This window comes from Microbacterium phoenicis, assembly GCF_047302325.1.
Taxonomy (GTDB): Bacteria; Actinomycetota; Actinomycetes; order Actinomycetales; family Microbacteriaceae; genus Microbacterium.
Genome location: NZ_CP154849.1, coordinates 2008851 through 2033606 on the forward strand (window position 1 = coordinate 2008851; position 24756 = coordinate 2033606).

At 69.2% G+C, this 24756-nt stretch carries 23 protein-coding genes; 6 read left to right on the forward strand and 17 right to left on the reverse strand.

The genetic code is table 11. The features are described from left to right. Window position 1: 1 nt before the first annotated feature. Window positions 2-1024, forward strand: a complete 1023-nt coding sequence (locus ABCU91_RS09855; RefSeq protein ID WP_413353546.1) for an epimerase — start codon at window positions 2-4, stop codon at window positions 1022-1024. On the opposite strand, the gene mnmA is transcribed toward ABCU91_RS09855, so the two are convergent. Next, the gene (gene mnmA / locus ABCU91_RS09860; protein ID WP_413353547.1) at window positions 981-2078 is read right to left on the reverse strand and encodes a tRNA 2-thiouridine(34) synthase MnmA; all 1098 of its coding nucleotides are present in this window, start codon (window positions 2076-2078) and stop codon (window positions 981-983) included. The two genes, ABCU91_RS09855 and mnmA, sit on opposite strands and share 44 nt — an antisense overlap. Window positions 2079-2087: 9 nt before the next feature. Next, window positions 2088-3269 (reverse strand): cysteine desulfurase family protein, encoded by a 1182-nt coding sequence (locus ABCU91_RS09865; protein WP_413353548.1) that lies wholly within the window; start codon window positions 3267-3269, stop codon window positions 2088-2090. 54 nt (window positions 3270-3323) lie between these two features. Here ABCU91_RS09865 and glgX point away from each other — a divergent pair, with 54 nt between their 5' ends. From glgX to glgB, 3 genes are read left to right on the forward strand one after another with little or no spacing between them, the layout of a single operon-like run. After that, complete coding sequence (gene glgX, locus ABCU91_RS09870) at window positions 3324-5423, forward strand: glycogen debranching protein GlgX (RefSeq protein WP_413353549.1); 2100 nt, start codon at window positions 3324-3326, stop codon at window positions 5421-5423. A 45-nt stretch (window positions 5424-5468) separates the two neighbouring features. Next, complete coding sequence (locus ABCU91_RS09875; RefSeq protein ID WP_406924173.1) at window positions 5469-7544, forward strand: maltotransferase domain-containing protein; 2076 nt, start codon at window positions 5469-5471, stop codon at window positions 7542-7544. Further along, complete coding sequence (gene glgB / locus ABCU91_RS09880; protein WP_406924172.1) at window positions 7541-9676, forward strand: 1,4-alpha-glucan branching protein GlgB; 2136 nt, start codon at window positions 7541-7543, stop codon at window positions 9674-9676. The genes ABCU91_RS09875 and glgB overlap by 4 nt, the downstream gene beginning before the upstream one ends. A 39-nt stretch (window positions 9677-9715) precedes the next feature. Here the strand turns inward: glgB and ABCU91_RS09885 are convergent, their stop codons facing one another. Together ABCU91_RS09885 and ABCU91_RS09890 are read right to left on the reverse strand one after the other, a co-directional pair. Beyond that, on the reverse strand, window positions 9716-10657 hold the full coding sequence (locus ABCU91_RS09885) for a tetratricopeptide repeat protein (RefSeq protein ID WP_413353550.1): 942 nt from the start codon (window positions 10655-10657) through the stop codon (window positions 9716-9718). Next, on the reverse strand, window positions 10654-12432 hold the full coding sequence (locus ABCU91_RS09890; RefSeq protein ID WP_413353551.1) for a glycosyl transferase: 1779 nt from the start codon (window positions 12430-12432) through the stop codon (window positions 10654-10656). Before ABCU91_RS09890 ends, ABCU91_RS09885 begins: the two co-directional genes overlap by 4 nt. Before the next feature lie 157 nt (window positions 12433-12589). Here ABCU91_RS09890 and ABCU91_RS09895 point away from each other — a divergent pair, with 157 nt between their 5' ends. Next, entirely contained in the window at window positions 12590-13663 is a 1074-nt protein-coding gene (locus ABCU91_RS09895) for an AI-2E family transporter (RefSeq protein ID WP_091353885.1), read from the forward strand. Between the two features lies 1 nt (window position 13664). On the opposite strand, the gene ABCU91_RS09900 is transcribed toward ABCU91_RS09895, so the two are convergent. The 8 genes from ABCU91_RS09900 to rpsB all read right to left on the reverse strand — a co-directional run bounded on the left by ABCU91_RS09900 (window position 13665) and on the right by rpsB (window position 19524). After that, window positions 13665-13946, reverse strand: coding sequence for a hypothetical protein (locus ABCU91_RS09900; protein ID WP_091353888.1), 282 nt, complete (start codon window positions 13944-13946; stop codon window positions 13665-13667). A 4-nt stretch (window positions 13947-13950) separates the two neighbouring features. Next, complete coding sequence (locus tag ABCU91_RS09905; RefSeq protein WP_413353552.1) at window positions 13951-14682, reverse strand: phage tail tip lysozyme; 732 nt, start codon at window positions 14680-14682, stop codon at window positions 13951-13953. A gap of 43 nt (window positions 14683-14725) precedes the next feature. Further along, window positions 14726-15250 carry a DivIVA domain-containing protein gene (locus ABCU91_RS09910; RefSeq protein WP_413353553.1) on the reverse strand — a complete coding sequence of 175 codons (525 nt, stop codon included), beginning with the start codon at window positions 15248-15250 and terminating at the stop codon, window positions 14726-14728. A gap of 29 nt (window positions 15251-15279) precedes the next feature. Continuing rightward, window positions 15280-16311 (reverse strand): phosphatidate cytidylyltransferase, encoded by a 1032-nt coding sequence (locus ABCU91_RS09915; RefSeq protein ID WP_413353554.1) that lies wholly within the window; start codon window positions 16309-16311, stop codon window positions 15280-15282. 7 nt (window positions 16312-16318) lie between these two features. Beyond that, window positions 16319-16873: a ribosome recycling factor gene (frr, locus tag ABCU91_RS09920; RefSeq protein ID WP_091353901.1), complete on the reverse strand. Its 555-nt coding sequence runs from the start codon at window positions 16871-16873 to the stop codon at window positions 16319-16321. 56 nt (window positions 16874-16929) lie between these two features. Next, the gene (gene pyrH / locus ABCU91_RS09925; RefSeq protein WP_091353904.1) at window positions 16930-17649 is read right to left on the reverse strand and encodes a UMP kinase; all 720 of its coding nucleotides are present in this window, start codon (window positions 17647-17649) and stop codon (window positions 16930-16932) included. Window positions 17650-17736: 87 nt separating this feature from the next. Beyond that, entirely contained in the window at window positions 17737-18564 is an 828-nt protein-coding gene (tsf, locus tag ABCU91_RS09930) for a translation elongation factor Ts (RefSeq protein ID WP_406924166.1), read from the reverse strand. 78 nt (window positions 18565-18642) lie between these two features. Further along, window positions 18643-19524, reverse strand: coding sequence for a 30S ribosomal protein S2 (gene rpsB, locus ABCU91_RS09935; RefSeq protein WP_406924165.1), 882 nt, complete (start codon window positions 19522-19524; stop codon window positions 18643-18645). Between the two features lie 286 nt (window positions 19525-19810). Here rpsB and ABCU91_RS09940 point away from each other — a divergent pair, with 286 nt between their 5' ends. Next, complete coding sequence (locus ABCU91_RS09940) at window positions 19811-20302, forward strand: murein hydrolase activator EnvC family protein (RefSeq protein ID WP_413353555.1); 492 nt, start codon at window positions 19811-19813, stop codon at window positions 20300-20302. A gap of 9 nt (window positions 20303-20311) precedes the next feature. On the opposite strand, the gene ABCU91_RS09945 is transcribed toward ABCU91_RS09940, so the two are convergent. The 5 genes from ABCU91_RS09945 to ABCU91_RS09965 form a co-directional block, all read right to left on the reverse strand. Further along, window positions 20312-21211 carry a tyrosine-type recombinase/integrase gene (locus tag ABCU91_RS09945; RefSeq protein ID WP_413353556.1) on the reverse strand — a complete coding sequence of 300 codons (900 nt, stop codon included), beginning with the start codon at window positions 21209-21211 and terminating at the stop codon, window positions 20312-20314. A 55-nt stretch (window positions 21212-21266) separates the two neighbouring features. Next, a complete protein-coding gene (gene dprA, locus ABCU91_RS09950) occupies window positions 21267-22433 on the reverse strand; it encodes a DNA-processing protein DprA (protein ID WP_413353557.1) in 1167 nt (388 codons plus the stop codon). After that, the gene (locus ABCU91_RS09955; protein WP_413353558.1) at window positions 22427-23953 is read right to left on the reverse strand and encodes a YifB family Mg chelatase-like AAA ATPase; all 1527 of its coding nucleotides are present in this window, start codon (window positions 23951-23953) and stop codon (window positions 22427-22429) included. The genes dprA and ABCU91_RS09955 overlap by 7 nt, the downstream gene beginning before the upstream one ends. After that, window positions 23950-24312 (reverse strand): YraN family protein, encoded by a 363-nt coding sequence (locus tag ABCU91_RS09960; protein WP_406924160.1) that lies wholly within the window; start codon window positions 24310-24312, stop codon window positions 23950-23952. The genes ABCU91_RS09955 and ABCU91_RS09960 overlap by 4 nt, the downstream gene beginning before the upstream one ends. An 89-nt stretch (window positions 24313-24401) precedes the next feature. Further along, window positions 24402-24725, reverse strand: a complete 324-nt coding sequence (locus ABCU91_RS09965) for a DUF2469 family protein (protein WP_036309185.1) — start codon at window positions 24723-24725, stop codon at window positions 24402-24404. Window positions 24726-24756: the final 31 nt, after the last annotated feature.

A 24756-nucleotide genomic window follows, 5' to 3' on the forward strand; every position in this document is an offset into this window, starting at 1 on the left:
CATGCGCACCGACCGTCCCCGTGCCGTCGTCGCCGGAGCCGGCGGCTTCATCGGCGAGGCTCTCGTCGCCGCCCTCGAGGCCGACGGCTACGACGTCGTCCCCGTCGGCCGCACCTCCGCCGTGTCCTGGGACGATCTGGAGGCGCTCCACGCGGCGGTCGACGGCGCTGACCTTCTCGTGAACATGGCCGGAAAGTCCGTCGACTGTCGCTACACCGATGCCAACCGGAACGCGATCCTGTCGTCCCGAGTCGAGACGACACGAGCGCTGCACGACGCGGTGGCGGCGGCATCCGTCCCGCCGCGGCTGTGGATCAACTCATCGACGGCGACGATCTACCGGCACGCCACGGACCGGCCGAACACGGAATCCACCGGCGAACTCGGCGCCGGCTTCTCCGTCGACGTCGCGAAGGCGTGGGAGAAGGCCTTCTTCGCGGGAGACCTCCCCGCGACCCGGCGGGTGGCTCTCCGGCTCGCCATCGTGGTCGGTGACGGTCCCGCGACGCGCATGCTCCTCACCCTGGCCCGGACCGGTCTGGGCGGACCGCAGCACGACGGCTGGGTGCCGCCGCACCGCCGCTACCGGGGCATCGGCGATGATCCGACGGGCGACCGCCCGCCCTGGTACCGCACCCGCGGCCGTCAGCGATTCAGCTGGGTGCACATCGACGACGTCCTCGACGCCGTCCGCTTCGTGGTCCGTCGGGACGACATCGCGGGAGTCCTGAACGTCGCGGTGCCCCAGGCATCCGACAACCGTTCGCTGATGCGATCGCTCCGCAGTGTCGTCGGGATGCCGGTCGGCGTTCCCTCGCTCCGCTGGATGCTGGAGCTCGCCATGTGGGCGCTGCGGACCGAGCCCGAGCTCATCCTCAAGAGCCGCTGGGTCGCGCCCGAAAGGCTGCTCGATGCCGGATTCCGCTTCGCGCACACCGACCTCCGGGCGGCGCTCGCCTCCATCGAGGCGGAGCGGAGGCTCAGGCGTGCTGCGGAACGGCGGACACGGTCCGCGCGATCGTGAACTGGCCGATGACCCGCGTCCCGTCGTAGAGGACCGCAGTCTGACCGGGCGCGACCCCGTCGAAGGGCTCCTCCGGGACCACCGTCACCGTGCCGGCGTCGACCGTCGCGCGGGCCGGAACCGGATCGGCGTGCGCGCGGATCTGCACATGGCAGTCGAACGCGCCGTGGGCGGGTGCGCGCCCCGCCCAGCTGTGCCGTTCGCCGGCGATCTCCGCCGTCGCGAGAGCCTCCTTGGGACCGACGACGACGGTGTTCGAGACGGGCCGCACCTCGAGGACGAACCGCGGCTTCCCGTCGGCGGCGGGGACCCCCAGCTGCAGCCCGCGACGCTGACCGACGGTGAACGCATGCGCACCCTCGTGGCGACCCACGACGGCGCCGTCCCGGTCGAGCACGTCGCCCTGCTCGGCACCGACCTTCTCGGCCAGCCAGCCACGGGTGTCGCCGTCGGGGATGAAGCAGATGTCGTGGCTGTCGGGCTTCTGGGCGACGGTCAGACCGCGCTCGGCGGCCTCGGCGCGGACGACCGCCTTGGAGGGGGTCGTGCCGAGCGGGAAGTACGTGTGCGCGAGCTGGTCCGCCGTCAGCACGCCGAGGACATAGGACTGGTCCTTCGCCTCGTCCGACGCGCGGTGCAGCTCGCGACCCTCGGGACCATCGACCAGGGTCGCGTAGTGCCCCGTGCAGACCGCGTCAAAGCCGAGCTCGAGCGCGCGCTCGAGAAGGGCGGCGAACTTGATCTTCTCGTTGCACCGCATGCACGGGTTGGGCGTGCGCCCGGCGCGGTACTCGTTCACGAAATCGTCGATCACATCGTCGCGGAAGCGTTCAGAGAAGTCCCACACGTAGAAGGGGATGCCGAGCAGGTCGGCGGCGCGCCGCGCGTCGAGGGCGTCCTCGATCGTGCAGCACCCGCGGCTCCCCGTCCGGAGTGTGCCGCCCGCGCGTGAGAGCGCGAGGTGGACGCCGACCACATCGTGTCCGGCGTCGACGGCTCGGGCCGCGGCCACCGCCGAATCGACCCCGCCGCTCATGGCTGCCAGTACGCGCATCGTTCCAGTCTACGAACGCGAAGCCGCACGGGCGCTGGATGCCGCTGCCCGCCGGTGTGCATCCGGGAGCGCCGCGAGGAACGCATCGACGTCCGCGTCGCTGCTGGAGCGGCCGAGCGTGATCCGGAGCACGGAGCGCGCCTCACGATCGCCGTAGCCGAGCGCCAGGACGACGTGGCTGGGCTCTGCGATGCCGGCTTGGCAGGCCGACCCGGTCGACACCTGAACGCCGGAATGATCGAGCAGGAACAGCAGGGTCTCCCCCAGCGCGTCCGGGAAGAGTACGTGCACATGGCCCGGCAGTCGGCGTTCCTCCGCCCCGAGCAGAGTGGCCCGCGGGATCGCGGCGCGGATGCCGGTTCCCAGCCGATCCGCCAGTGCGCGGAGCCGTCGGGCTTCCTCGTCCCGTTCCCTCGCCGTGAGTTCGAGCGCGACCGCGAGTGCGGCTGCCCCGGCGACGTCCGGCGTCCCGGAGCGCAGCCCGCGCTGCTGCCCACCGCCGTGGAGGACGGCGCCCATTCGCGCGTACCGCGACACGACGAGGGCGCCCGTCCCGACCGGCGCCCCGACCTTGTGGCCGGCGACGCTCAGCGCGACGAGCCCGCCTGATTCCCGCCCGCTGCCCCGCAGATCGCCGAAGTCCAGCGCGACGTGCGCGATCGCGCCGACGGCATCGAGGTGGAGGGGCACGCCCGCGTCGGCGGACGCGGCGGCCATCGCGGCGACATCCGACACCGAGCCGACCTCGTTGTTGGCGACGAGAGCCGTGGCCAGCGCAGCACCGGGCAGGGCATCGACGAAGGCGTCGAGGTCGATGGCTCCGTCCGGCCGCAGACGCACGGACCGCACCTCCGCGCCCTGCGCGCCCGCGAGCCAGTCGACGGTGTCGAGCGTCGCGTGATGCTCGCCGTCAGGCAGCACGATCGCCTGACGGTCCTGCTCCCGCGCCCACCACAGGCCTTTGACGCCCAGGTTCACGGATTCGGTCCCGCCGGACGTGAAGACGATCTCGATGGGGTCGCAGCCGAGGACGGCGGCCACGCGCTCGCGTGCGTCCTCCAAAACCCGGCGCAGTGCCTGCCCTGCTCCGTGCACCGACGAGGCGTTACCCGTCAACTCCGTCGCCGCCAGCCACGCGTCACGCGCCTCCGGCCGGAGCGGTGTGGATGCCGCGTGGTCGAGATAGACCATCCTCATCCTCCGCCCGCCGCAGTCGGCCATCGCCCGCTCACTACTGTAGAACGCATGATCTCCGCCTCGGCCGACCCGACGACCGCGGCATCCGAGTCCCCCATCCCGGGTCTCCTCTCGGACGCCTTCCAAGACCTCGGCGTGCGCGTGCACGACGGCGTCGGCACACTGCGCGTGTGGTCCGAGAACGCGAGCGCCGTCGAGGTCGTCGTCTTCGACGACGACGACCCTGACTGGATCGTCGACACCCTCCCCCTGGCGCCCGTGGGCGGCGGAGTATGGGAGGCGACGACGCCCGGGCTCCGCGTCGGCGCGTCGTACAGCGTGCGCGTCGACGGCCCGCACGGCCCCGGGATGACCTTCAATCCGGCGACTCTGCTCATCGACCCGTACGCACGCGGACTCGCGAGCCCCGGCATCCATTCCTGGCGCTCCGTCGTCGTGGACGAGGGCTTCGACTGGGGCGGCGTGGCGAAGCCGAGCACGCCGATGGACCGGACCGTCGTCTACGAAGCCCACGTGAAGGGACTCACCAAGCGCCACCCGGACGTCCCCGCGGCCCTCCACGGCACGTACGCCGGCATCGCGCACCCGGTGATGATCGAGCACTATCGGAGCCTCGGTGTCACCGCGATCGAACTCCTGCCGATCCATGCGTTCGCGAGCGAGCCGCGCCTGCTGCAGCTGGGGCTCACGAACTACTGGGGGTACAACTCGGTGGGCTTCTTCGCGCCGCACGCCCCATACGCGACCGCCGCCGCGCAGGCGGAAGGGGCGAGCGCGGTCCTGCGCGAAGTGAAGGGAATGGTGAAGCTCCTCCACGAGGCCGGCATCGAGGTCATCCTGGACGTGGTCTACAACCACACCGCGGAACAGGGCCTCGGCGAACCCCGCTCGAGCTTCCGCGGCCTCGACAACCGCGCGTACTACCGGCAGTCCGACGACGGCACCTACGTCGACGTGACCGGATGCGGGAACTCGGTGAACACGTCGACGGATGCCGCGGCCCGCCTCGTCCTCGATTCCCTCCGCTACTGGGCGAACGACGTGCAGATCGACGGATTCCGCTTCGACCTCGCACCCACCCTCGGGCGGGATGCATCCCACACCTTCACCCCCGATCACCCCCTCCTGCGCGCCATCGCCCAGGACCCGGCCCTCACGGGCGTCAAGCTCATCGCCGAACCCTGGGACGTCGGACTCGGCGGCTGGCAGACCGGCGCGTTCGGAGACGGCTGGGCCGAGTGGAACGACCGGTACCGCGACCGCGTCCGGAACTTCTGGCTGAGCGACATCGACTACTCCCGGCGGGCGGCTGCCACCCCGGTCGGGATCGGCGGGTTCGCCACTCGTCTGGCCGGCTCCGCCAACACCTTCAGCGCGGAACGCGGACCGCTCGCCGGGGTCAACTTCGTCACCGCGCACGACGGCTTCACGCTGCACGACCTCGTTTCCTACGACGTGAAGCGCAACGAGGCCAACGGCGAGCACGGACGAGACGGCGCGGGCACCAATCGGTCCTTCAACCACGGTTTCGAGGGACCGACCGACGACGAAGGCGTGCTGGCGACGCGTCGCCGCGCCATGCGGAACCTCTTAGGCACCCTGCTCCTGTCCGCCGGCGTCCCGATGATCACGGCGGGTGACGAGATCGCCAGGTCGCAGCAGGGAAACAACAATGCGTACTGTCACGACTCCACGCTCACCTGGTACGACTGGTCGCTGGAACCTTGGCAGGAGGATTTGCGCGCGCATGTCGCACTCCTGACCCGCATCCGCCGGGAGAACCCGGCACTGCGCCCCGGCCGATTCGCGCATGCCGACAGGACCGTCCCCGGCGCCTCGGTGATCGACTGGTACGACGAGACCGGGCAGACGATGTCGGTCGAGCAGTGGACGGATCCTTCGCACCGCACGCTCCAGTACGCCGCGCAGTCGACACCGGAACACGAGGCACCCAACCGCACGCTCCTCATCGTCCACGGACGCGAGGACGCCGTCGAGGTCACGCTCCCCGCGCTCGACGGGGTGACGCGCTTCGTCCCACTGTGGTCGAGCGTCGACGAGCGGCCGTGCGCGGAGGCGCCCGTGCGCGGCCCTGGAGAGACCTTCACCGCCGAGGGGACGTCAATGTACCTGTTCCGGGCCGAGTGATCCAGGCCCGTTTCCGGGTCGGCTCCGCGACGGTAGGTTCAGAGCGTGGCCTCACAGATCTCCCCCGCTTCCGTCCGCAGCTCCGCAGAGATCCCGCTTCGCCCGGCGAAGGCGACCCGGAAGGATGCCGGCGTCCGCAACGGCCGGATCCCGATCGCTTCTCATCGTCCCAGCGTTCCCGGCGGCCGTTTCGCGCCGTCGGCGTTCGTCGGCGAAGCCGTTCCGTTCACCGTTGCGGCCTTCCGTGAAGGGCACGACCGGATCGGCGTCCACCTTCGTCTCACCTCGCCCTCGGGTGTCTCGACGCTGCATCGGCTGCGGCCGCTCGAGGACGGCTTCGACACCTGGCAGGTGAGCGTCGCGCCGTTGGAGCAGGGCACGTGGAAGTTCCGCTTCGAGACCTTCGGCGACGACTACGCGACGTGGCGTCACGCGGCGGAGCTGAAGATCGCCGCGGGCGTGGACCCGATCCTCATGCGCGAGATGGGTGCGCGCCTGTTCGACGGCGCGGCCGCGGAGAAGACCCGTCCCGCCGACGAGCGAGCCGCGCTCACCACGGCTGCTCGTGCCCTACGGGACGAGAGCGTCGACGACGACGCTGCGCTCATCGTCGTCCGCGACCCCGGCCTCGCGCGGGCTTTCGCCGACCGACCCGCGATCTCCCTCCACACGCTGCACGAGGAGAACACCCTTCTGGTCGAGCGCGAGCGGGCCGGTGTCGGCGCCTGGTACGAATTCTTCCCGCGTTCCGAGGGTGCGGAGCGGATGCCGGACGGCACCGTGCGCAGCGGCACCTTCCGGACGGCGACCAAGCGCCTCCCCGCCGTCGCGGCGATGGGCTTCGACGTCCTCTACCTCCCCCCGATCCACCCGATCGGAGAGGTGAACCGCAAGGGACCCAACAACACGCTGGACGCAGGACCCGGCGACCCCGGCTCCCCGTGGGCCATCGGTTCCGCCGCGGGCGGGCACGACGCCGTCCACCCCGACCTGGGCACGCTCGAGGACTTCCGCGCGTTCGTCGACGCGGCCGCCGAGCAGGGACTCGAGATCGCGCTCGATCTCGCGTTGCAGGCAGCCCCCGATCACCCCTGGGTCACCGAGCACCCCGAGTGGTTCACGACCCTCCCGGACGGCTCGATCGCGTTCGCCGAGAACCCGCCCAAGAAGTACCAGGACATCTACCCCGTCAACTTCGACAACGATCCCGTGGGCATCCGCACCGAGGTCCTCCGCATCGTCCAGCACTGGATCCGACAGGGCGTGAAGATCTTCCGGGTTGACAACCCGCACACCAAGCCGCTGCAGTTCTGGGAATGGCTCATCCGCACCGTGAACGCGGAGCACCCCGACGTGGTCTTCCTCGCCGAGGCCTTCACCCGCCCGATGCCGATGCGCGCGCTCGCGCAGAGCGGCTTCCAGCAGAGCTATTCGTACTTCACCTGGCGCAACACGAAGACCGAGATCGAGGAATTCTTCGCATCGATCTCCGACGAGACCGCGGACTTCATGCGCCCGAACCTCTTCGTCAACACGCCCGACATCCTCACCGAGTACCTCCAGTTCGGCGGACGGCCGGCGTATCGCATCCGCGCCGCGCTCGCCGCGACCGCGGGTGGGAGCTACGGCGTCTACGCCGGCTACGAGCTCTACGAGAACGTCGCCCGCCCGGGCTCCGAGGAGAACATCGACAACGAGAAGTACGAGTACAAATTCCGCGACTGGGACGCGGCCGAAGCCGCCGGTGACTCGCTTGCGCCGTACCTGCGCCGGCTCAACGAGATCCGTCGCGCGCACCCCGCACTGCGGCAGCTGCGCGGCCTGCACCTGCAGGGGACCAACGACGACGCGATCGTCGCCTACGTCAAGCACCTGCCGGAATCCCTCTCCCCAAGCGGCGACTCCGACACGATCATCGTCGTCGCGAATGTCGACCCGCACTCGACCCGCGAGACGACGGTCCATGTGGACTCGGAGCTGTGGGGCCTCCCCCGCGGCCACGACTACGACGTCGAGGACCTGATCACGGGCGCGCGCTGGACCTGGAACGAACACAACTACGTCCGCCTCGACGCTTTCGCCGAACCCGTCCACATCCTCCACGTGAAGGCACGCTCATGACCCGTCCCGACGATTCGATCCTGGATGCCGTCGGTGCCGGCGCCTACCATGCCCCCCACGACGTGCTCGGCCCCCACCAGGACGGTGAGGGGTGGGTGGTTCGTGCCCGCCGTCCGTTCGCTCAGACGGTGACCGCCGTGCTGTCCGACGGTGCTCGTGTCGAGCTCCGACACGTCCGCGCGGGTGTCTGGGAAGGCGAGGCGACGGTCCAGCCCACCGCTTACGACATCGTCGCCACGTACGAGGGTGCGCCCGACTACCGCGTCGACGATCCGTACCGTCATCTGCCGACAGTCGGCGAAGTGGACCTCCACCTGATCCGTGAGGGACGGCACGAGCAGCTCTGGAAGGTGCTCGGTGCGCACGTGCGCCACTACGACGCGCTGAGCGGCGTGTCCTTCGCCGTCTGGGCTCCCAACGCCCGGGCCGTCCGCGTCGTCGGCGACCTCAACGGGTGGGACGGCACGCAGCACGCCATGCGCTCCCTGGGATCCTCCGGCGTCTGGGAGCTGTTCGTCCCCGGCATCGGCGTGGGATCCGCGTACAAGTTCGAGATCCTCACCGCCGACGGGCAGTGGGTCATGAAGGCCGACCCGATGGCGCGTCGCGCAGAAGTGCCCCCCGCGACGGCATCCGTCGTCACCGACAGCGAGTACACCTGGTCGGACGACGCGTGGCTCGCCGACCGCGCGAGCGGATCGGTGCACGACCGGCCGATGTCGACGTACGAGCTGCACCTCGGCTCGTGGCGTCCGGGACTCGGCTACCGCGAGGCCGCCGACGAACTCGTCGACTACGTCGGCGGGCAGGGCTTCACCCACATCGAGTTCCTCCCGTTGGCGGAGCACCCCTTCGGCGGGTCTTGGGGCTACCAGGTCACCGGATACTACGCACCGACGAGCCGGTTCGGCACCCCCGACGAGCTGCGCTACCTCATCGACCGTCTCCACCAGGCCGGCATCGGCGTGATCATGGACTGGGTCCCCGGTCACTTCCCGAAGGATGCCTTCGCGCTCGCACGTTTCGACGGCGCACCGCTGTACGAGCACCCGGACCCGCGTCGTGGTGAGCACCGCGACTGGGGCACCTACATCTTCGATTACGGCCGCAACGAGGTGCGGAACTTCCTCGTCGCCAACGCGCTGTACTGGTTCGAGGAGTTCCACGTCGACGGACTGCGGGTCGACGCCGTCGCCTCCATGCTCTACCTGGACTACTCGCGGGAAGAGGGCCAATGGGAGCCGAACATCCACGGCGGCCGCGAGAACCTCGAGGCGATCCGTTTCCTGCAAGAGGTCAACGCGACCGCGTACAAGCGCTACCCGGGCATCGCGATGATCGCCGAGGAGTCGACGAGCTTCCCCGGCGTGACCGCACCGACCAGTCAGGGCGGTCTCGGGTTCGGGTTCAAGTGGAACATGGGCTGGATGAACGACTCGCTCGTCTACATCGGGCGTGATCCGCTGTACCGGTCGCACCACGAGGGCGAGCTCTCGTTCTCGTTCGTCTACGCGTTCAGCGAGAACTTCGTCCTTCCCATCAGCCACGACGAGGTCGTTCACGGCAAGGGATCGCTGTTCACCCGGATGCCGGGCGATCACTGGCAGCAGCTCGCCAACATGCGGGCATTCCTCGCCTACATGTGGGGCCACCCCGGAAAGCAGCTGCTGTTCATGGGGCAGGAGTTCGGGCAGATGTCCGAGTGGTCCGAGGGACGCGGACTCGACTGGTGGATGCTGGACCAGCCGGCCCATCAGCAGCTGCAGCACTTCGTCTCGGCCCTCAACCACACCTACCGCGCCGAGTCGCCGCTGTGGGCGCGCGACAGCGACGGATCGGCGTTCAGCCGAGTGTGGCCGCACTCCCCCGACAGCAATGTGCTCGGGTTCGCGCGACGCGACCACGACGGCGGGACCGTCGTCGTCCTCTGCAATTTCGCCGGCTCACCGCGTCACGACGTGCGTCTCACGCTCCCCGAGAGCGGTGCGTGGACGGAGGTCCTGAACTCCGATGCAGAGGAGTTCGGCGGATCGGGCGTCGGCAACTTCGGCGGGGTGACGACGGATGCCGATGGCACCGCCCAGGTGACGCTGCCGCCGCTCGGTGTGCTCTGGCTTCGCTACGAGGCGTGACCGATCGGGGTCCGGGACGATCCCGGGCCCCGATCCATCTCAGAACAGCAGGCTGGCGAGGCGTCCGCGTGCACGGATGACGCGGGAGTCGGCGTCTCCGACCACACCGAACAGCTCGAGTAGTCGTTCCCGCACCGGTGCGCGCTCATCCGCCGGGAGCGCGGCGAACAGGTCGAGCAACCGCGCGAACGCGTCGTCCACGTGTCCCCCGGCCAGGTCGAGATCCGCCACGTCGAACTGGGCCGCGATGTCCGTCGGCCCCGCCGCGGCGGCCGCTCGCGCTTCAGCGAGATCGAGGCGCTGGACCCGCGCGAGAAGCTGCACCTGCGCGAGGCCCGCCTTCGCATCCTCGTCGCGAGGATTCTCCGTCAGAGCCTGCTCGTACGCGGTCGCCGCGGCCGAGTAGTCGCCCGCCTCGATCGCGTCGAAGGCGGCCTGATGAAGCGGCGGCAGGGCGGGCGCCTGCTGTTCGGCATCCGCCGGCGCGCCCTCCATCGGGACGGTCCCCGTCACTCCGTGCTGGGCGGCGAGCTGCAGAAGCTGCGTGAAGACTTCGCGGACCTGCACTTCGGGCACTGCGCCGGTGAACAGCTGCACCGGCTGACCCGCGACGAGCGCGACGACCAGAGGGATCGACTGCGCACGGAAGCTCTGGGCGAGCTGCGGGTTCGCGTCGACGTCGACTTTCGCGAGGACGAGACGCCCGCCGAGTTCGGTGATGACCTTCTCGAGGACGGGGCTCAGCTGCTTGCACGGCCCGCACCAGTCGGCCCAGAGGTCGACGACGACCGGTACGGTCTTCGACAGTTCGAGGACCTGACCGAAGTCCGCATCCGTGACGTCGAAGACCAGACGGGATGCCGGTGCCTGCCCGTCCGGCGAGGGTGCAGGCGAGGCGGGCTGATCGGCGGCGGGTCGGTTGCGGAGGGACGAGAGGTCGACGGCGCCGCGCATGACGGCACCGGGTGCGGGAGTGCTCACTCTTTCTTAACCACCTTGGCGTCGAGGACGTTGGAACGGGAAGCGAGCAGCTGGATCTTCTCGTTGGATCCCTGCGCGGGGACGAAGAAGTACAGCTGGTCGGTGTACTGCGTGCGGAACCCGGTGCTCGATTGCGAGACGCCGGAAAGGGCCTTCACCACGACGTTGTCGCCCAACTTGATGACGGCGTCGCTGTCCGTCGGAACGATCGTCTCGTTCTCCGTCACCGTGACCGCCACGATTGCTCCGCTGTCGAGAGTCACCAGCGACAGCGGTTCGGAGGGACCGGCTTCGGCCTCGAAGGAGACGCGTCCGGTCTTCTCGCCGGTTTCGTTGAAGTTCTTCAACAGCGTGGCCCGGTTCTCCGCCACGAGGGAGCGGAACGTGTCGGACTTCTCGTCGAACATCGCGGCGTACTCGCTCTTCGCGCCCTTGTCCAGGACATCGGCATACGCCGCCGCCAGATCCTTCGGCGGCATGAGCAGGAACGGGGAGTTCGGTTCCACCGCGACGGCTCCGACATACTTCGCGGCCAGGTTCATGCTCGCATCAGCGCGGAGGCTCGAGATGTAGGCGACCTTGTATTCGGCCCACGGATTCTCCTGCGTGGCCGTCACCATCGTGCCGACGCCGTCGGCGTCCTCGACGACGGCGAGGAACATCCGAGGCCAATCGTTCTTCGCCTGGGGCAGGAAGGCCGTCATGTCCCCGGACGGAATCGCCGGGAGCGACTCCGCTTTCGAGAGCTCCTTGCGAAGGCGGTAGTTCGTCTCCCGCTCGACGAGCGCCGGCCCGGTCAGGCGAATCGCAGCCGCCTTCGGGTCGTTGACCTCATCGGCCGCCGCGACCTGCTCCGAGATGCGCGACAGGATCCGTTCGGCCTGCGTCTGGGTGACCGCGGGTGCACCCTGGCCCTCGGGGACGATCACCGACGCCGTGGGCGACGGGGTCGCCTCGGGCTGGAGGTCGGGCCACGCCTCGGGCGAGCATCCGGTGAGAGCGATGCCGCCGAGCACGACGGCGGAGACCGCGATCAGAGGGCGCCGTCCGATCGTCAGTCGGCGCCGTGCGGGCGCCGCCGTGATGACGCCCTTCTCGGCTTCTTCCACGGACAGGTCGATCGGCTGTGTGGCTGTCAACGGCAGTCCTTTCCGACGCGGGCCGCGTGAGCGTCGGACGTGGCGCAGCGCGAAGATGTAGAGGACGAGTCCGACCAGTGCCATCAGGATCCCGCCGACGAGAAGAGGGCCGGCCCACGGTGTCGTCGCCCCCGTCGGCCAGCTGACGCTCAACGACGACGGTGCGGCAGAGGTGCCGTCGGTGGCCACGAGCACGCTCATGTCGGCGGGGAGCCTCAGGGTCGTCGCGAGCGAGCGATCCTGCTGAAATTCGTCGAGCCACAGATCCGAACCGACCGGCGAGGAGGTCGGGGATTCGCCGTCCGGGGTGACCGACGCCGGCACCGTCTTGGTCACCGGCTCGCCTTCGCCGTTCACCGTCACGTGCTGATACGACGTGGGAGCGAGCCACGCAGCGACGTCCTGGGTCCGGCCGTAGGCGGCGAACACCCGCCCGTCGCCCTGGATCCGCAGGGTCTGGGATCCCGGGCGGCTGTCGAGGACGGAGCCGTCGATGAGGACGTACGGCGTCGAGCCGTCCGTGGCGATCTTCGCCGTCTCCGTCGTCGGTGCCTCGAGGACCGTGCGCTGTGCGACTCCCGCACCGATCATCAGCGTGGCAAGTACGAAGGCGATGATCGCCCACACGAATCTCACGAACCGCCGCCCTCCTCCAGCCGCCATCACGGGTGTGCGGCCGATCTTCGACATTCCAGCCTAGCGAACGGCGCTGGCAAACACGTGGGAGGGAGTCGCTGCCCGAAGGGAGAGGCCGAGCGAACTAGGGTGAGTGCAGACCTGGGAAAGGGCAGTCGTGAAGATCCAACATGCGTTCCGCACCGCGCTCGTCGCCACGCTCGGCGTCGGCGTCGGCATCCTGATCCTGACCGGGGTCGAGACTCTTTCGACGGTCCTCTTGTACATCGGGACCGCGCTGTTCCTCGCGCTGGGCCTTGACCCCGTGGTCTCCTTCTTCGAGCGCCGCGGCCTCCCGCGATGGGGTGCCCTGGTCGCGACGTTCGCCGGGCTCCTGGCGATCGCCACCGCACTCGTCCTCATCGTCGTGCCCGTCCTCGTGGATCAGATCGCCAAGCTCGTGCAGCAGACGCAGAAGCTCGTGCAGAGCGCGGTGGAAGGACAGTGGAACCCGGTCACCGTCGCGAGCGACTGGCTCTCGCAGACGTTCCCGCTGCTCCAGGTCGACATGGTGCTCGGGTACGTGAACGACTGGTGGAACGGCCTCGACTTCGCCGACATCGGCACCTCCCTGGGAACGGGGCTGCTGTCCTTCGGCGCGGGCATCGTCGCGTTCGCGACCGGGACGATCATCGTTCTGATCTTGACCATCTACTTCACGGCGTCGATGCGGTCCCTGAAGCGCTCCGTGTACCAGCTCGCGCCGGCGTCGAAGCGCGAGCGATTCGTCGGTCTCTCGGAGCAGATCACCGCGTCCGTCGGCTACTACGTCATGGGGCAGGTCGTCCTGGGGGCCATCAACGGCATCCTGAGTGCGGTCTTCCTGTCGATCATCAAGGCACCCTTCCCCGCCGTTCTCGCCGTCATCGCCTTCTTCTTCTCCCTCATCCCCCTCGTGGGCACGCTGACCGGCTCCGCGATCATCGTGATCGCCTGCCTCGGCCTCGCGTCGCCGCTGACGGCGCTGGTCGCCCTGATCTGGTACCTCGTGTACATGCAGGTGGAGGCGTACTTCCTCTCGCCGCGCATCATGAGCCGAGCTGTTTCCGTCCCCGGAGCAGTCGTCGTCATCGCCGCGCTCGCTGGTGGATCCCTCCTGGGCCTGCTCGGCGCGCTCATCGCGATCCCGGTGGCCGCGAGCGTCCTGATCATCTACCGCCAGGTGCTCATCCCGCGGCAGAACGAGCTCTGATTCAGGCGATCCGCCAGCAGGCCGTGTGCCAGTGCCGGCGGGCAGCCAGGTCGGCGGCATCCCCGAGCACACCGTCCGCGCGCCAGACCACCACATGCGCCGTCCCGGACGGAACGACGCGCCCGCAACCGGGGCAGACGTAGTCCTTCTGCGCCTGGACGGCGGACACCGGCTGCACCGTCCATTCGACGCCGCGACGGCTCTCCGTCCGCTTCCACCCCGCGAGGAGGCGATCGAACGATGCGTCGGGACCGGCGGGCTTACGCCTGTTGGATCGGGGCATCGGCTCAGTACCAGCCCGAGCGCTGCGACTTCCCCCAGGCGCCACAGGGAGTGCCGTAACGTCCCTGGATGTAGCCGAGCCCCCAGGTGATCTGAGTAGCAGGGTTCGTCTCCCAATCGGAGCCGACGGACGCCATCTTCCGCCCCGGCGTGGCCTGGGGGATGCCGTACGCGCCGCTGGATGCATTGAAGGCGTTGACACGCCAGCCGGACTCCTTGTTCCACAGCGCGACGAGACAGGCGAACTCCGAGTCCCCCCAGCCACGGGCGGTCACCATGTCGTAAGCGATCGCCTGCGCGCTGCCGGGGTTCGGGGTGACGAAGGGCGGACTCCACCCGGACGAGGAGGATCCCGACGATGACGAGCCGGAGGAGGATTTCTTCACCGGCGTCGGGGTGGGCGTTGGCGTCGGGGTGGGCTTCACGTAGACGGTGTAGTCGCTCGCCCGCTCCAACTCCAGGTCCGGCGCGTCTCCTGCCTGATAACGCTGAGCATCGTGCACGGCGGTGGCGTACAGCGACAGGGGATCGAGTTCCGTCGCCTGCGCCTGGGCCTGGAACGACACCAGGGGGACGAGGGATGCCGCGACGAAGCCCGCCGTCGCCATGACGGAGAACGCCGCCAGGACACCGCGCCTCCGGGACCACCGCGGCGCGGAAACCGCCCGGCGCGGTGACACCGCGCCACGCGTCTGGACGGCGGAACGCGTCGGGAGGATCTCGTTGCCGGAAGTCACAGTCCCCCGATCATATCCGCGCTCGTGAGCGGTCGCCACGCGATCATCCGACCGACTGCATCACATCCACGACCGCATCCAGAACCGCATCCACCTGGGTTTCGTCGTACCCGCCCAACTGCATGCGGAACGCCACCGTGCGGACCTGCTCGATCGTGAGACTCTCACCCGACTCGAGGTACCGAGCGATCCGGCCGGCCACGAGGTCGACCTCATCGATGCGGTAGCCGAAACGAAGGAGCGAGACGCGCCGGAAGCGACGACGCGAGGGGCGGGACAGACGGTCGAGGATCTCCTGAGCGAGCGCGCGAGATGCGCCCACCCAAGCACGCGCGCCTCGCCGAGACATCGCTGACGCTCGCTCGCGCTGCGCGAAAGCGTCCTCGATCCGAGCGAGCGCGCCGTCGACGGCGTCGACGGCGTACCCGTGGCGCACGAGCGGGAACGCCGCAGCGCGGACGTCATCCGAGGTGAGCGTCGCCGCCTCGTCTTCGAAGGCCGCGCGCGCGCCGGAGAGGAAGTCGTCGACGGCACCGGGGTCGTAGCCCTTCCGACGTCCAGACGTCATGGGGAAGGCTGCGGGTGAGGTCAGTTCGGTCATGGAAGCGCGCTCAACGGGTTCAGGAGGATGTACAGGGCGAGGCCGGGAACGAGCGAGGGAAGGATCGAGTCGAGCCGGTCGAGCACTCCCCCGTGTCCGGGCAGGAACGAACTCATGTCTTTGATGCCGAGGTCGCGCTTGATGAGCGACTCGCCGAGGTCGCCCACCGTGGCGGACACGAGGATCGCGGCGCCCAGCACGAGGCCGGCCCACAACGGGATCTGCAACATCAGTACGCCGAGCAGTCCACCGGCGATGAGGCTCGCGAGTACGGCGCCGCCGAACCCCTCCCACGTCTTGTTCGGGCTGATGCGGGGTGCCATCGGATGCCGCCCGATCGCGACACCGCTCGCGTAGGCCCCGGTGTCGACGGCGACGGCGATGATGAGGACGGCCAGCAGCCAGAGCTCGCCGTGTTCCTGCCGGAGGAGGACCAGGGCGAGACTGCCGTGGAACACCACGTACAGCTGGATCAGAACACCAGCGAGAACGTCGTTCACCACGTCGCCGTATCGACGACCGTCACCGGCCGCCATCTGAGCCACGAGACGCCACACGACGACGAGGACGACGGCGGCGAAGATCACGAACCAATGTGTGAGATAGCCCACGAACGCTGCCCCGAGCACAGCGACACCCGCGGACAGCTGCGCCGCCAGGTCGATCCGGCGTCCGGCGGCCTGGAGCGCACGGGTGAACTCGAGGGCACCCATGAGGCACAGGGGTACGGCGAAGGCGATGAACGCCCACTTCCAGAACAGGAGCGATCCCAGCACGACGGCCCCGATGGCGAGACCGATGAGGGTCGCCATGATCAGGTTGCGCCCGGAACGTGCGTTCAGTCGCTCGTTCGCCTCTTCGAACTCGACTCGAGCCCGCTCGAGCTGGCTCTCGAACTCGGTCCGCGCCGCTTTGACGTGCGCCTGGAAGGACGACGGATCGCCCCCCGGTCCCCCTGCGCGGCGCAGATCGGATCGACTCGACGAGGTATCCGATCCGGCCGCGTCCCCCGATGCGTCTCCGGACATGGCGATGTCAGACCTCGAGGAGCTCTGCCTCTTTGCGCTTCAACGCCTCGTCGATCAGGTCGACGTGCGTCTTGGTCACCGCGTCGAGCTCCTTCTCGGCCCGAGCGAGGTCGTCGTCGCTCACTTCGCCCTTGAGGGCGTCGAGCTCGTCCTTGGACTTGCGCCGGATGCCGCGCACCTGGACCTTGGCATCCTCGGCCTTGCTTTTGACGAGCTTGACGTACTCCTTGCGACGGTCCGCGGTCAGCTCGGGCATCGTCACGCGAATGACGTTGCCGTCGTTCGAGGGGTTCGCGCCGAGGTTCGGCATGTCGCGGATGGCGTGCTCGATGCTCTTCAGCGCCGACTTGTCGTACGGAGTGATGACGAGCGTGCGCGCCTCGAGGGCATTCAGCGACGCCAACTGCGCGAGCGGCGTCGGCGTGCCGTAGTACTCGACCATGACCTTCTGGAACAGCTGCGGGTTCGCGCGGCCCGTGCGGACGGTCGAGAAGTCCTCTTTCGCGGCCTCGACGGCGCGGTCCATGCGGGTCTTCGTGTCGGCCAGGGTCTCGGCGATCACGGTCTCTCCATTCGTCGGTACGTCCGGTTAAGTCTAGTCGTCAGGAGGGCCCGACCTCAGACGCTGACGAGCGTGCCGATCGATTCGCCGAGAAGCGCGCGGGTCACGTTCCCCGCGGGCTCCATCCCGAACACGCGCATGTCCATCCCGTTGTCCATGCAGAGGCTGAAGGCCGTCGAATCCACGACCTTCAGTCCGCGCTGCAAGGCGTCGCGGTAGGTGATCGTGTCGAGCTTCTGAGCCGAGGCATCCACCTTCGGGTCCGCGGTGTACACGCCGTCCACTCCGTTCTTGGCCACGAGGACCTCGACAGCACCGATCTCGAGCGCGCGCTGCGCGGCGACGGTGTCGGTCGAGAAGTACGGGAGTCCGGCGCCGGCGCCGAAGATGACGACACGGCCCTTCTCGAGGTGACGCTCGGCGCGACGCGGGATGTAGGGCTCGGCGACCTGCGTCATCGAGATGGCGGACTGGACGCGTGTCGCGGCGCCGGCCTGCTCGAGGAAGTCCTGGAGGGCGAGCGCATTCATGACCGTGCCCAGCATGCCCATGTAATCCGCGCGGCCGCGGTCCATGCCGCGCTGGCTCAGCTCGGCGCCGCGGAAGAAGTTCCCGCCGCCGACGACGACGGCGACCTCCACGCGGTCGACCGCTGCCGCAATCTCACGGGCGATCTGGCTGACCACATCGGGGTTGACGCCGAGCTGGCCGGCGCCGAAGGCTTCGCCGGAAAGTTTCAGAAGGACGCGACGGCGTCCGGTGTTCTCATCGATCACGCGGGGATCCTCTCGTCTAGGGGGAGACTATCGAACGGCATGGAAAAGGGGTTCGCATCTCGCGATGCGAACCCCTCGTCCATCTGCTTACGCGCCGACCTTGAAGCGGGCGAAGCCGGTGATCGTGATCCCGGCGTCGGCCGCGACCTTGGCGACGGACAGCTTGTTGTCCTTCGCGTAGTCCTGGTCGAGCAGGGCGACCTGCTTGAAGAACGCGTTCACGCGGCCCTCGACGATCTTCGGAAGGGCGGCCTCGGGCTTGCCCTCGTTGCGGGAGATCTCGGTGACGATCTCGCGCTCCTTCTCGACGTCGGCCTCGGGGACCTCGTCACGCGAGAGGTACGTCGGGTTGGCGAACGAGATGTGCTGCGCGATCGAGCGAGCGGTCTCGGCGTCGTCACCCGAGTAGGCGACGACGACGCCGACCTGCGGGGGCAGGTCCTTGCTCGTCTTGTGCAGGTAGACCTGGAAGGCGTCGCCCGAGAGGGTGCGGACGCGTCGCAGTTCGACCTTCTCGCCGATGATCGCGGCCTCGTCGGAGATCAGGTCGGCAACCGTCTTGCCGTCGGCGTCGGCGGCCAGAGCGGCCTCGGCCGAGTCGGCACCGGCAGCGGCAGCCGCGTCGAGGACCTTCTCGGAGAGCGCGATGAAACGCTCGTTCTTGGCGACGAAGTCGGTTTCGGTGTTCAGCTCGATGAGCGTGACCTTGCCGTCCTGCTCGCGCGCGGCGATCAGGCCCTCGCTCGTGGAGCGGTCGGCACGCTTCGCGTTGCCCTTCGCGCCCTTGAGGCGGAGGATCTCGACGGCCTTCTCGAGGTCGCCCTCGGCCTCCTCGAGCGCCTTCTTCGTGTCGACCATTCCCGTGCCGAGCTGCTCGCGCAGCGCCTTGATGTCGGCGATGGTGAAGTTTGCCATGGGTGGCGGCTCCTCAGTAGTTGGGTGGTTGTATCCGGACGTCGGCGCCCCGCCGGTGACGGGGCGCCGACGGGAAGATCACTCGGCGGACTTGGCCTCGGCGGGAGCCTCGGTCGCCTCGGCGGCCGGAGCCTCCTCGGCGGGTGCCTCGGCAGCGGGAGCGGACTCCTCGGCAGCCGGTGCCTCAGCCTGCTCTGCGGGAGCGGACTCGAGGAGCTCGCGCTCCCAGTCGGCCAGCGGCTCGGCCTCGGCCGACTCGTCGGTCGGGTTGTGACGCTGGATGAGACCCTCGGCGGCGGCGTCGGCGATGATGCGCGTCAGCAGGCTGACCGAGCGGATCGCGTCGTCGTTGCCCGGGATCGGGAACTGGAACTCGTCCGGGTCGGCGTTCGTGTCGAGGATGCCGATCACGGGGATGCCGAGCTTCTGCGCCTCGCTGACCGCGAGGTGCTCGCGCTTGGCGTCGACGATCCAGATGGCCGACGGCGTCTTGGTCAGGTTGCGGATACCGCCGAGCGACTTGTGCAGCTTGTCGAGCTCGCGCTTCTTGAGCAGCAGCTCCTTCTTCGTGAAGCCGCTCTCGGAGGGGTTCTCGAAGTTGAGCTCCTCGAGCTCCTTCATGCGTGCGAGGCGCTTGGAGACGGTCGAGAAGTTCGTGAGGAGGCCACCCAGCCAGCGCTGGTTGACGAAGGGCTGGCCCACACGCGTGGCCTGCTCCGCGATGATCTCCTGTGCCTGCTTCTTGGTACCGACGAAGAGGACGGTGCCACCGTGGGCAACGGTCTCGCGGACGTACTCGTACGCCTTGTCGATGTAGCCGAGCGACTGCTGCAGGTCGATGATGTGGATGCCGCTGCGCTCGGTGAGGATGAAGCGCTTGACTTTCGGATTCCACCGGCGGGTCTGGTGTCCGAAGTGAACGCCGCTGTCGAGCAGCTGGCGAATGGTGACGACGGCCATGGCCGTTCTCCTGTTCTGTGTGGTTGATCGCGCCGGACCGTTGGTCGCGACGAGCCTGGTGCCCGGCACGCACCCACTCCCGAAGGAGACCGTTGGGTGGGATGCCGCGATGTCGATCGACGTGTCGGATCGAGCCGCTCTGGGCACGCGTAGTCACCCCGACGAGCGAGGTGCCCTGCAAGCATAGCAAGAACGGGGGCTTCTCCCCCGCGCCGCCGCCACCGAGATCATCCACGATCAGGATCGCTCCGCGCCGCCTTCGTCGCCGCCGTTCGACGATCATCGGATGCCGCGGTTCCGCCTCGTTCTCACCGTCACGATCGTCCTCCTCGCTGCGCTGTCCTCTTCGGTCGACGAGGGGCTCGGCGAAGGCCGTCCATCGTGGACACTTCCCGTGCCGGGTGCGAGCGTCCTGAGACCTTTCGAGGCACCCGCCCATGACTATGCGGCGGGTCACCGGGGCATCGACATCGGCCCGGTCGACGGGACCGTCCTCTCCCCGGCCGACGGCGTCGTCGCCTTCGCGGGAACCGTCGTGGATCGGGGAGTCGTCACGGTCGATCACGGCGACGGCTGGGTGACGAGCGTCGAACCGATCGACCCGAGCGTCGCGGTCGGGGACGTGGTATCCGCCGGGGATCCCCTCGGCACGATCGGCCTCGGCGGTCATGCGCCGCCGGGAGCCCTCCACGTGGGCGTCCGTCACGATGGACGGTACGTGAATCCGCTGGTGCTGATGGGGCGGGTTCCGCGGGCCGTGCTCCTCCCCTGCTGCTGACGGTGCCGCTCAGGCCCGAGGATGCGCGAGTCGGTAGGCGGCGGTGAGGCGCTCCGTCGAGACGTGCGTGTAGATCTGCGTCGTCCCGAGACTCGCGTGCCCGAGCATCTCCTGAACGGCGCGGAGGTCGGCGCCTCCGTCCAAGAGGTGCGTGGCGGCGGAGTGCCGCAGCGCGTGCGGACCCACGGCATCCGTCCCCACGACCGGCCCGACGACACGTCGCACGACGTCATACGCCGCGCGGACGCCGAGTCGACCACCGCGCACGCCGAGGAAGAGCGCCGTCGCCTTCGGGTCGGAAAGGAGTACCGGACGTCCGCGGACGATCCACGCCTCGACGGCTCGCTGAGCGGGTGCGCCGTAGGGCACGACGCGTTCTTTGCCGCCCTTGCCGAGCACTCGAACGGTCGCCGCGGAACGGTCGAGAGAGGCGAGGTCGAGCCCGCACGCCTCGGAGACGCGCAGCGCGGCTCCGTAGAGGATCTCGAGGAGTGCGGCGTCGCGGAGGGCGAGCGCGTCTCCGCTCTCGTCGGCCGCAGCACGCGCCGTGTCCAGGACGTCGGCGAGCGACTGCGAGGAGGCGACCGCGGGAAGGGTGCGTCCTCGCTTGGGGGTGACGAGGTGGAGACTCGGGTCGCCCGGAAGCATCTTCTCGTCCGTCGCCCATCCGAAGAACCCCCGGACCGAGGCCGTCCGCCTCCCGAGACTCGTGCGCGCGATGCCCCGTTGCGTCGCGTCCCACAGCCACTCCCGCAGGTGTTCGACATCGACGTCGCCGAGCTCGGGGTCGCGGAGGAAGTCCGCGAGATCGGCGAGATCGGAGCGGTAGGCGCGCACGGTCGCGGGCGACAATCGGCGCACGCGTTCGACGTGCTCGATGTAGAGCAGGGCTGCCGATGACACGCGCACGTTCTCAGGATGACGTCCGGACCGTGAGTGCGAGGTGAGGCGTGCCGCGACAGGGTCAGGAGGATGCTGCGCGGCGCCACCCCTCCGGTCCTCGGCGTGCCCTGCCGTCGAGCTCGAGGAGCGCGAGCAGACCACGGATCTCCTCGGGGGCGAAGCCGGCGCGGCGGGCCACGTCCTCTGACGACCGGGGGCTGCGCACGCTCAATGCGTCGAGCACACGGGTCCGGTCGTCGGTCCGCCCGCCGGCGGTCTCCGACAGGTGCACGTCCGCGCCGACGAGTTCGCAGGCATCGTCTGCCGACGTGATGCACCGGGCGTCGTACTCCCTGAGCAGCCGGTGGCACCCGGCTGACGCCGCGCTCGTCACCGGCCCGGGGACAGCTCCGAGGGGCCTCCCCAGGGCAGCGGCATGCCCTGCGGTGTTCAGGGACCCGCTCCGCCACCCGGCTTCGACGACGACGGTAGCGCCGCTGAGCGCGGCGATGAGCCGGTTGCGCTGAAGAAACCGCCATTTCGTCGGGGGTGTGCCGCAGGGGACTTCGGCCACGATGGCGCCAGGCCCGGCGGCGATGCGGCCGAAGAGGTCGGCATGCCCGGCGGGGTAGGCGCGGTCGACGCCGCCCGCCAGCACTGCGACCGTCACCCCGCCGACGGCGAGGGACGCCCGATGGGCCATGCCGTCGATCCCGTACGCGCCGCCGGAGACGATCGCGATGTCCCGCTGTGCGAGGCCGGTCGCGAGTTCTCCCGTGACGTGTTCGCCGTATCCCGTCGCGGCACGGGCACCGACGAGCGCAATGGCCGTCTCACCGTGAGCAAGAGAATCGAGCCGTCCGCGCGCCCACAACGCTCGCGGACCGTGTACGCCGAGGTCGGCGACGCTGCCCGGCCACCCCGCGCCTCCGGGGACGAGGAGCCTCGCACGCGCGCGTCGCGCTCGGTCGAACGCGTCGTCCACGGACTCCAGCCGTGAACGCCACCGGCGCCGGCCCGCGTCGAGCGACGGGCTCATCCCCGCGCCGTCCTCGAAGGCGGTGCGCAGCGCGGACACCGGTCCCCGCTCCTCGATCAGCGTGCCGGCCACGCTGTCTCCCGGCTCGGTCAGGCACGACCACACCGCGTGCGCGTGTTGGTGCGCGACGGCATCCGCGTCATCCAGGACATCCTCTGGAACGAGCCCCTTCAGACGCCGCCGCCAGAGCTCGATGTCTTCCCTCAACATGCCGATCCTCCGCGCTTCAGGTACAGCGCACCCCCGACGTCAGCGGCATCCGGATGATCTCTTCCCGCGAGGTCCGCGAGGGTCCAGGCGACACGGAGGACGCGGTCGTACCCCCGGAGCGTAAGGGACCCGCGGTGCAGCGCGTCGTCGAGGGGGCGCGTGATCGCCCGAGCCACGCGGAGAGGTCCGGATCGGAGCCACGTCCCCTCGACCTCGCTGTTGGTTCGCCAGGGTGTGTCCGACAACCGTCGCTCCGCCCGGCGCCGCGCCTCGATCACCCGGCCACGGGCATCGTCGGTCGTCACACCGGTCGCCAGTGACTGCGTCGCGGAGACGCGCTGAAGCCCGAGCTCGATGTCGATGCGGTCGATGAGGGGGCCCGACAATCGACCGAGGTATCGGCGGATCGCGAGAGACGGACACGTGCACGCACCGCCCGGGACCCCGTAATTTCCGCACGGACAGGGGTTCGTCGCGATGACGAGTTGGAACCGGGCAGGGAGCACGGCGCGGAATCCGACGCGGTGGATCTCGATGCGGCCCGACTCCAGCGGCTGACGGAGCGCGTCGAGGGCATGACCGCTGAACTCACCCGCCTCGTCGAGGAACAGCACCCCGCCGCTCGCGCGGGCGATCGCCCCCGGTTGGAGGACGCGACTGCCACCGCCGACGAGAGCGACCGCGGAGGCGGTGTGGTGCGGAGCCTCGAACGGAGGACGTCGTCGGAGGGTCGTCACGGGAAGCCCCGCGAGTGAGCGGATCGAGGCGACCTGGAGAGCCGTGTCGTCGTCCAGATCCGGAAGGAGCCCCGGCAGGCGCTTCGCGAGCATGGTCTTGCCGGCGCCGGGCGGTCCGCTCATGAGCAGGTGGTGCCCGCCGGCCGCGGCGACGACGAGCGCCTCCACGGCGTCCCGCTGACCGATCACGTCGGCGAGGTCAGGGGTCTGGGTCTCGTCCGTCACCGCGGCCTCGAGCGCCGGCACCGGCTCGGCTTCGACGTCGGGGACGTCCAACCCGTGCGCCCGCGCGACATCGCGAAGGGTGACGGCACCGCGCACCTCGATGCCGTCGACGAGTTCCGCCTCGGCGAGGTTGCCGTGGGGGACGATGACGCGTCGGAATCCGGCACGAGCCGCTGCGAGAACGGCGGGCAGCACACCCGAGACCGGTCGCAGTCTCCCGTCGAGCCCCAGTTCCCCCAGGTGAACGGTCTCCGACAGCGATTGACGGTCGAGCGGGGCTTCCGTCGCGACGGCCGCGATCGCGATGGCGACGTCCAGCGCCGAGCCTCGTTTGGGCAGATTCGCCGGCGACAGATTGACGGTGACGTGGCGCCGCGGCAGCGATAAGTCGCTGTTGGCGCACGCGTTGTGGACCCGCTGCTGCGCTTCACCGAGAGCCTTGTCCGCCAGTCCGATGATCGAAAATCCCGGGATCTGATTCGATAGGTCGGCCTCCACCTCGACGATGTCTCCCAGGAGTCCGGACAAGACGACGGACCAGGTCCGGCCGAGGCTCATCGGAGGTCTTCCAGGTGCTCGACGACCGCGGAGCGGGGGTCTGGCCCCGTGATGCCGATCAGATCGAGCCGGAGCCGTCGGCCCCGCGCGGCATCCGGGTGCGCCACGACCCACGCCGCTCCCAACCGCCACAGCCGGTCCCGCTTGCGCGCCGTCACTGCAGCGAAGGGATGACCGAACCACTCCCCTCGTCGCGTCTTGACCTCCACGACGACGAGGTGGCGACCCCGTTCGGCGACGATGTCGATCTCGCCGCCCGGACTTCGCCAATTGCGATCGAGGATGCGGTACCCGCGGGTACGGAGGTACTCCTCCGCACGATTCTCGCCGGCTCGGCCGAGGTCGTCTTTCGCTGCCATGCCCCTACTGTCGGGGCACCGCGCACTCCGATTCCGCGTCCGCTCGGATCCGTGGACCCGCCGACGCCTCGCGCGCCTGGGGAGAAGGCTCAGCCGTCGAGCGACAACTCCTCGGGGAGCTGGAAGTCGCGCCGCTGAAGCTCCTCGACATTGACATCCTTGAAGGTGAGGACACGCACGGACTTCACGAACCGGTCCGCGCGGTAGATGTCCCAGACCCAGACGTCGTTCATCGAGATCTCGAAGTAGAAGTCATGCTCGGTGTCACGACGGACGACGTTGACCTCGTTGGCGAGGTAGAACCTGCGCTCGGTCTCGATCACGTACTGGAACTGACCGACGACGTCCCGGTACTCCTTGTACAGAGCCAGCTCGAGTTCGCGGTCATAGTCCTCGAAGACTTCGTCATCCATGGTGACTCCATCCTAGGCGGGCGGCGGACCG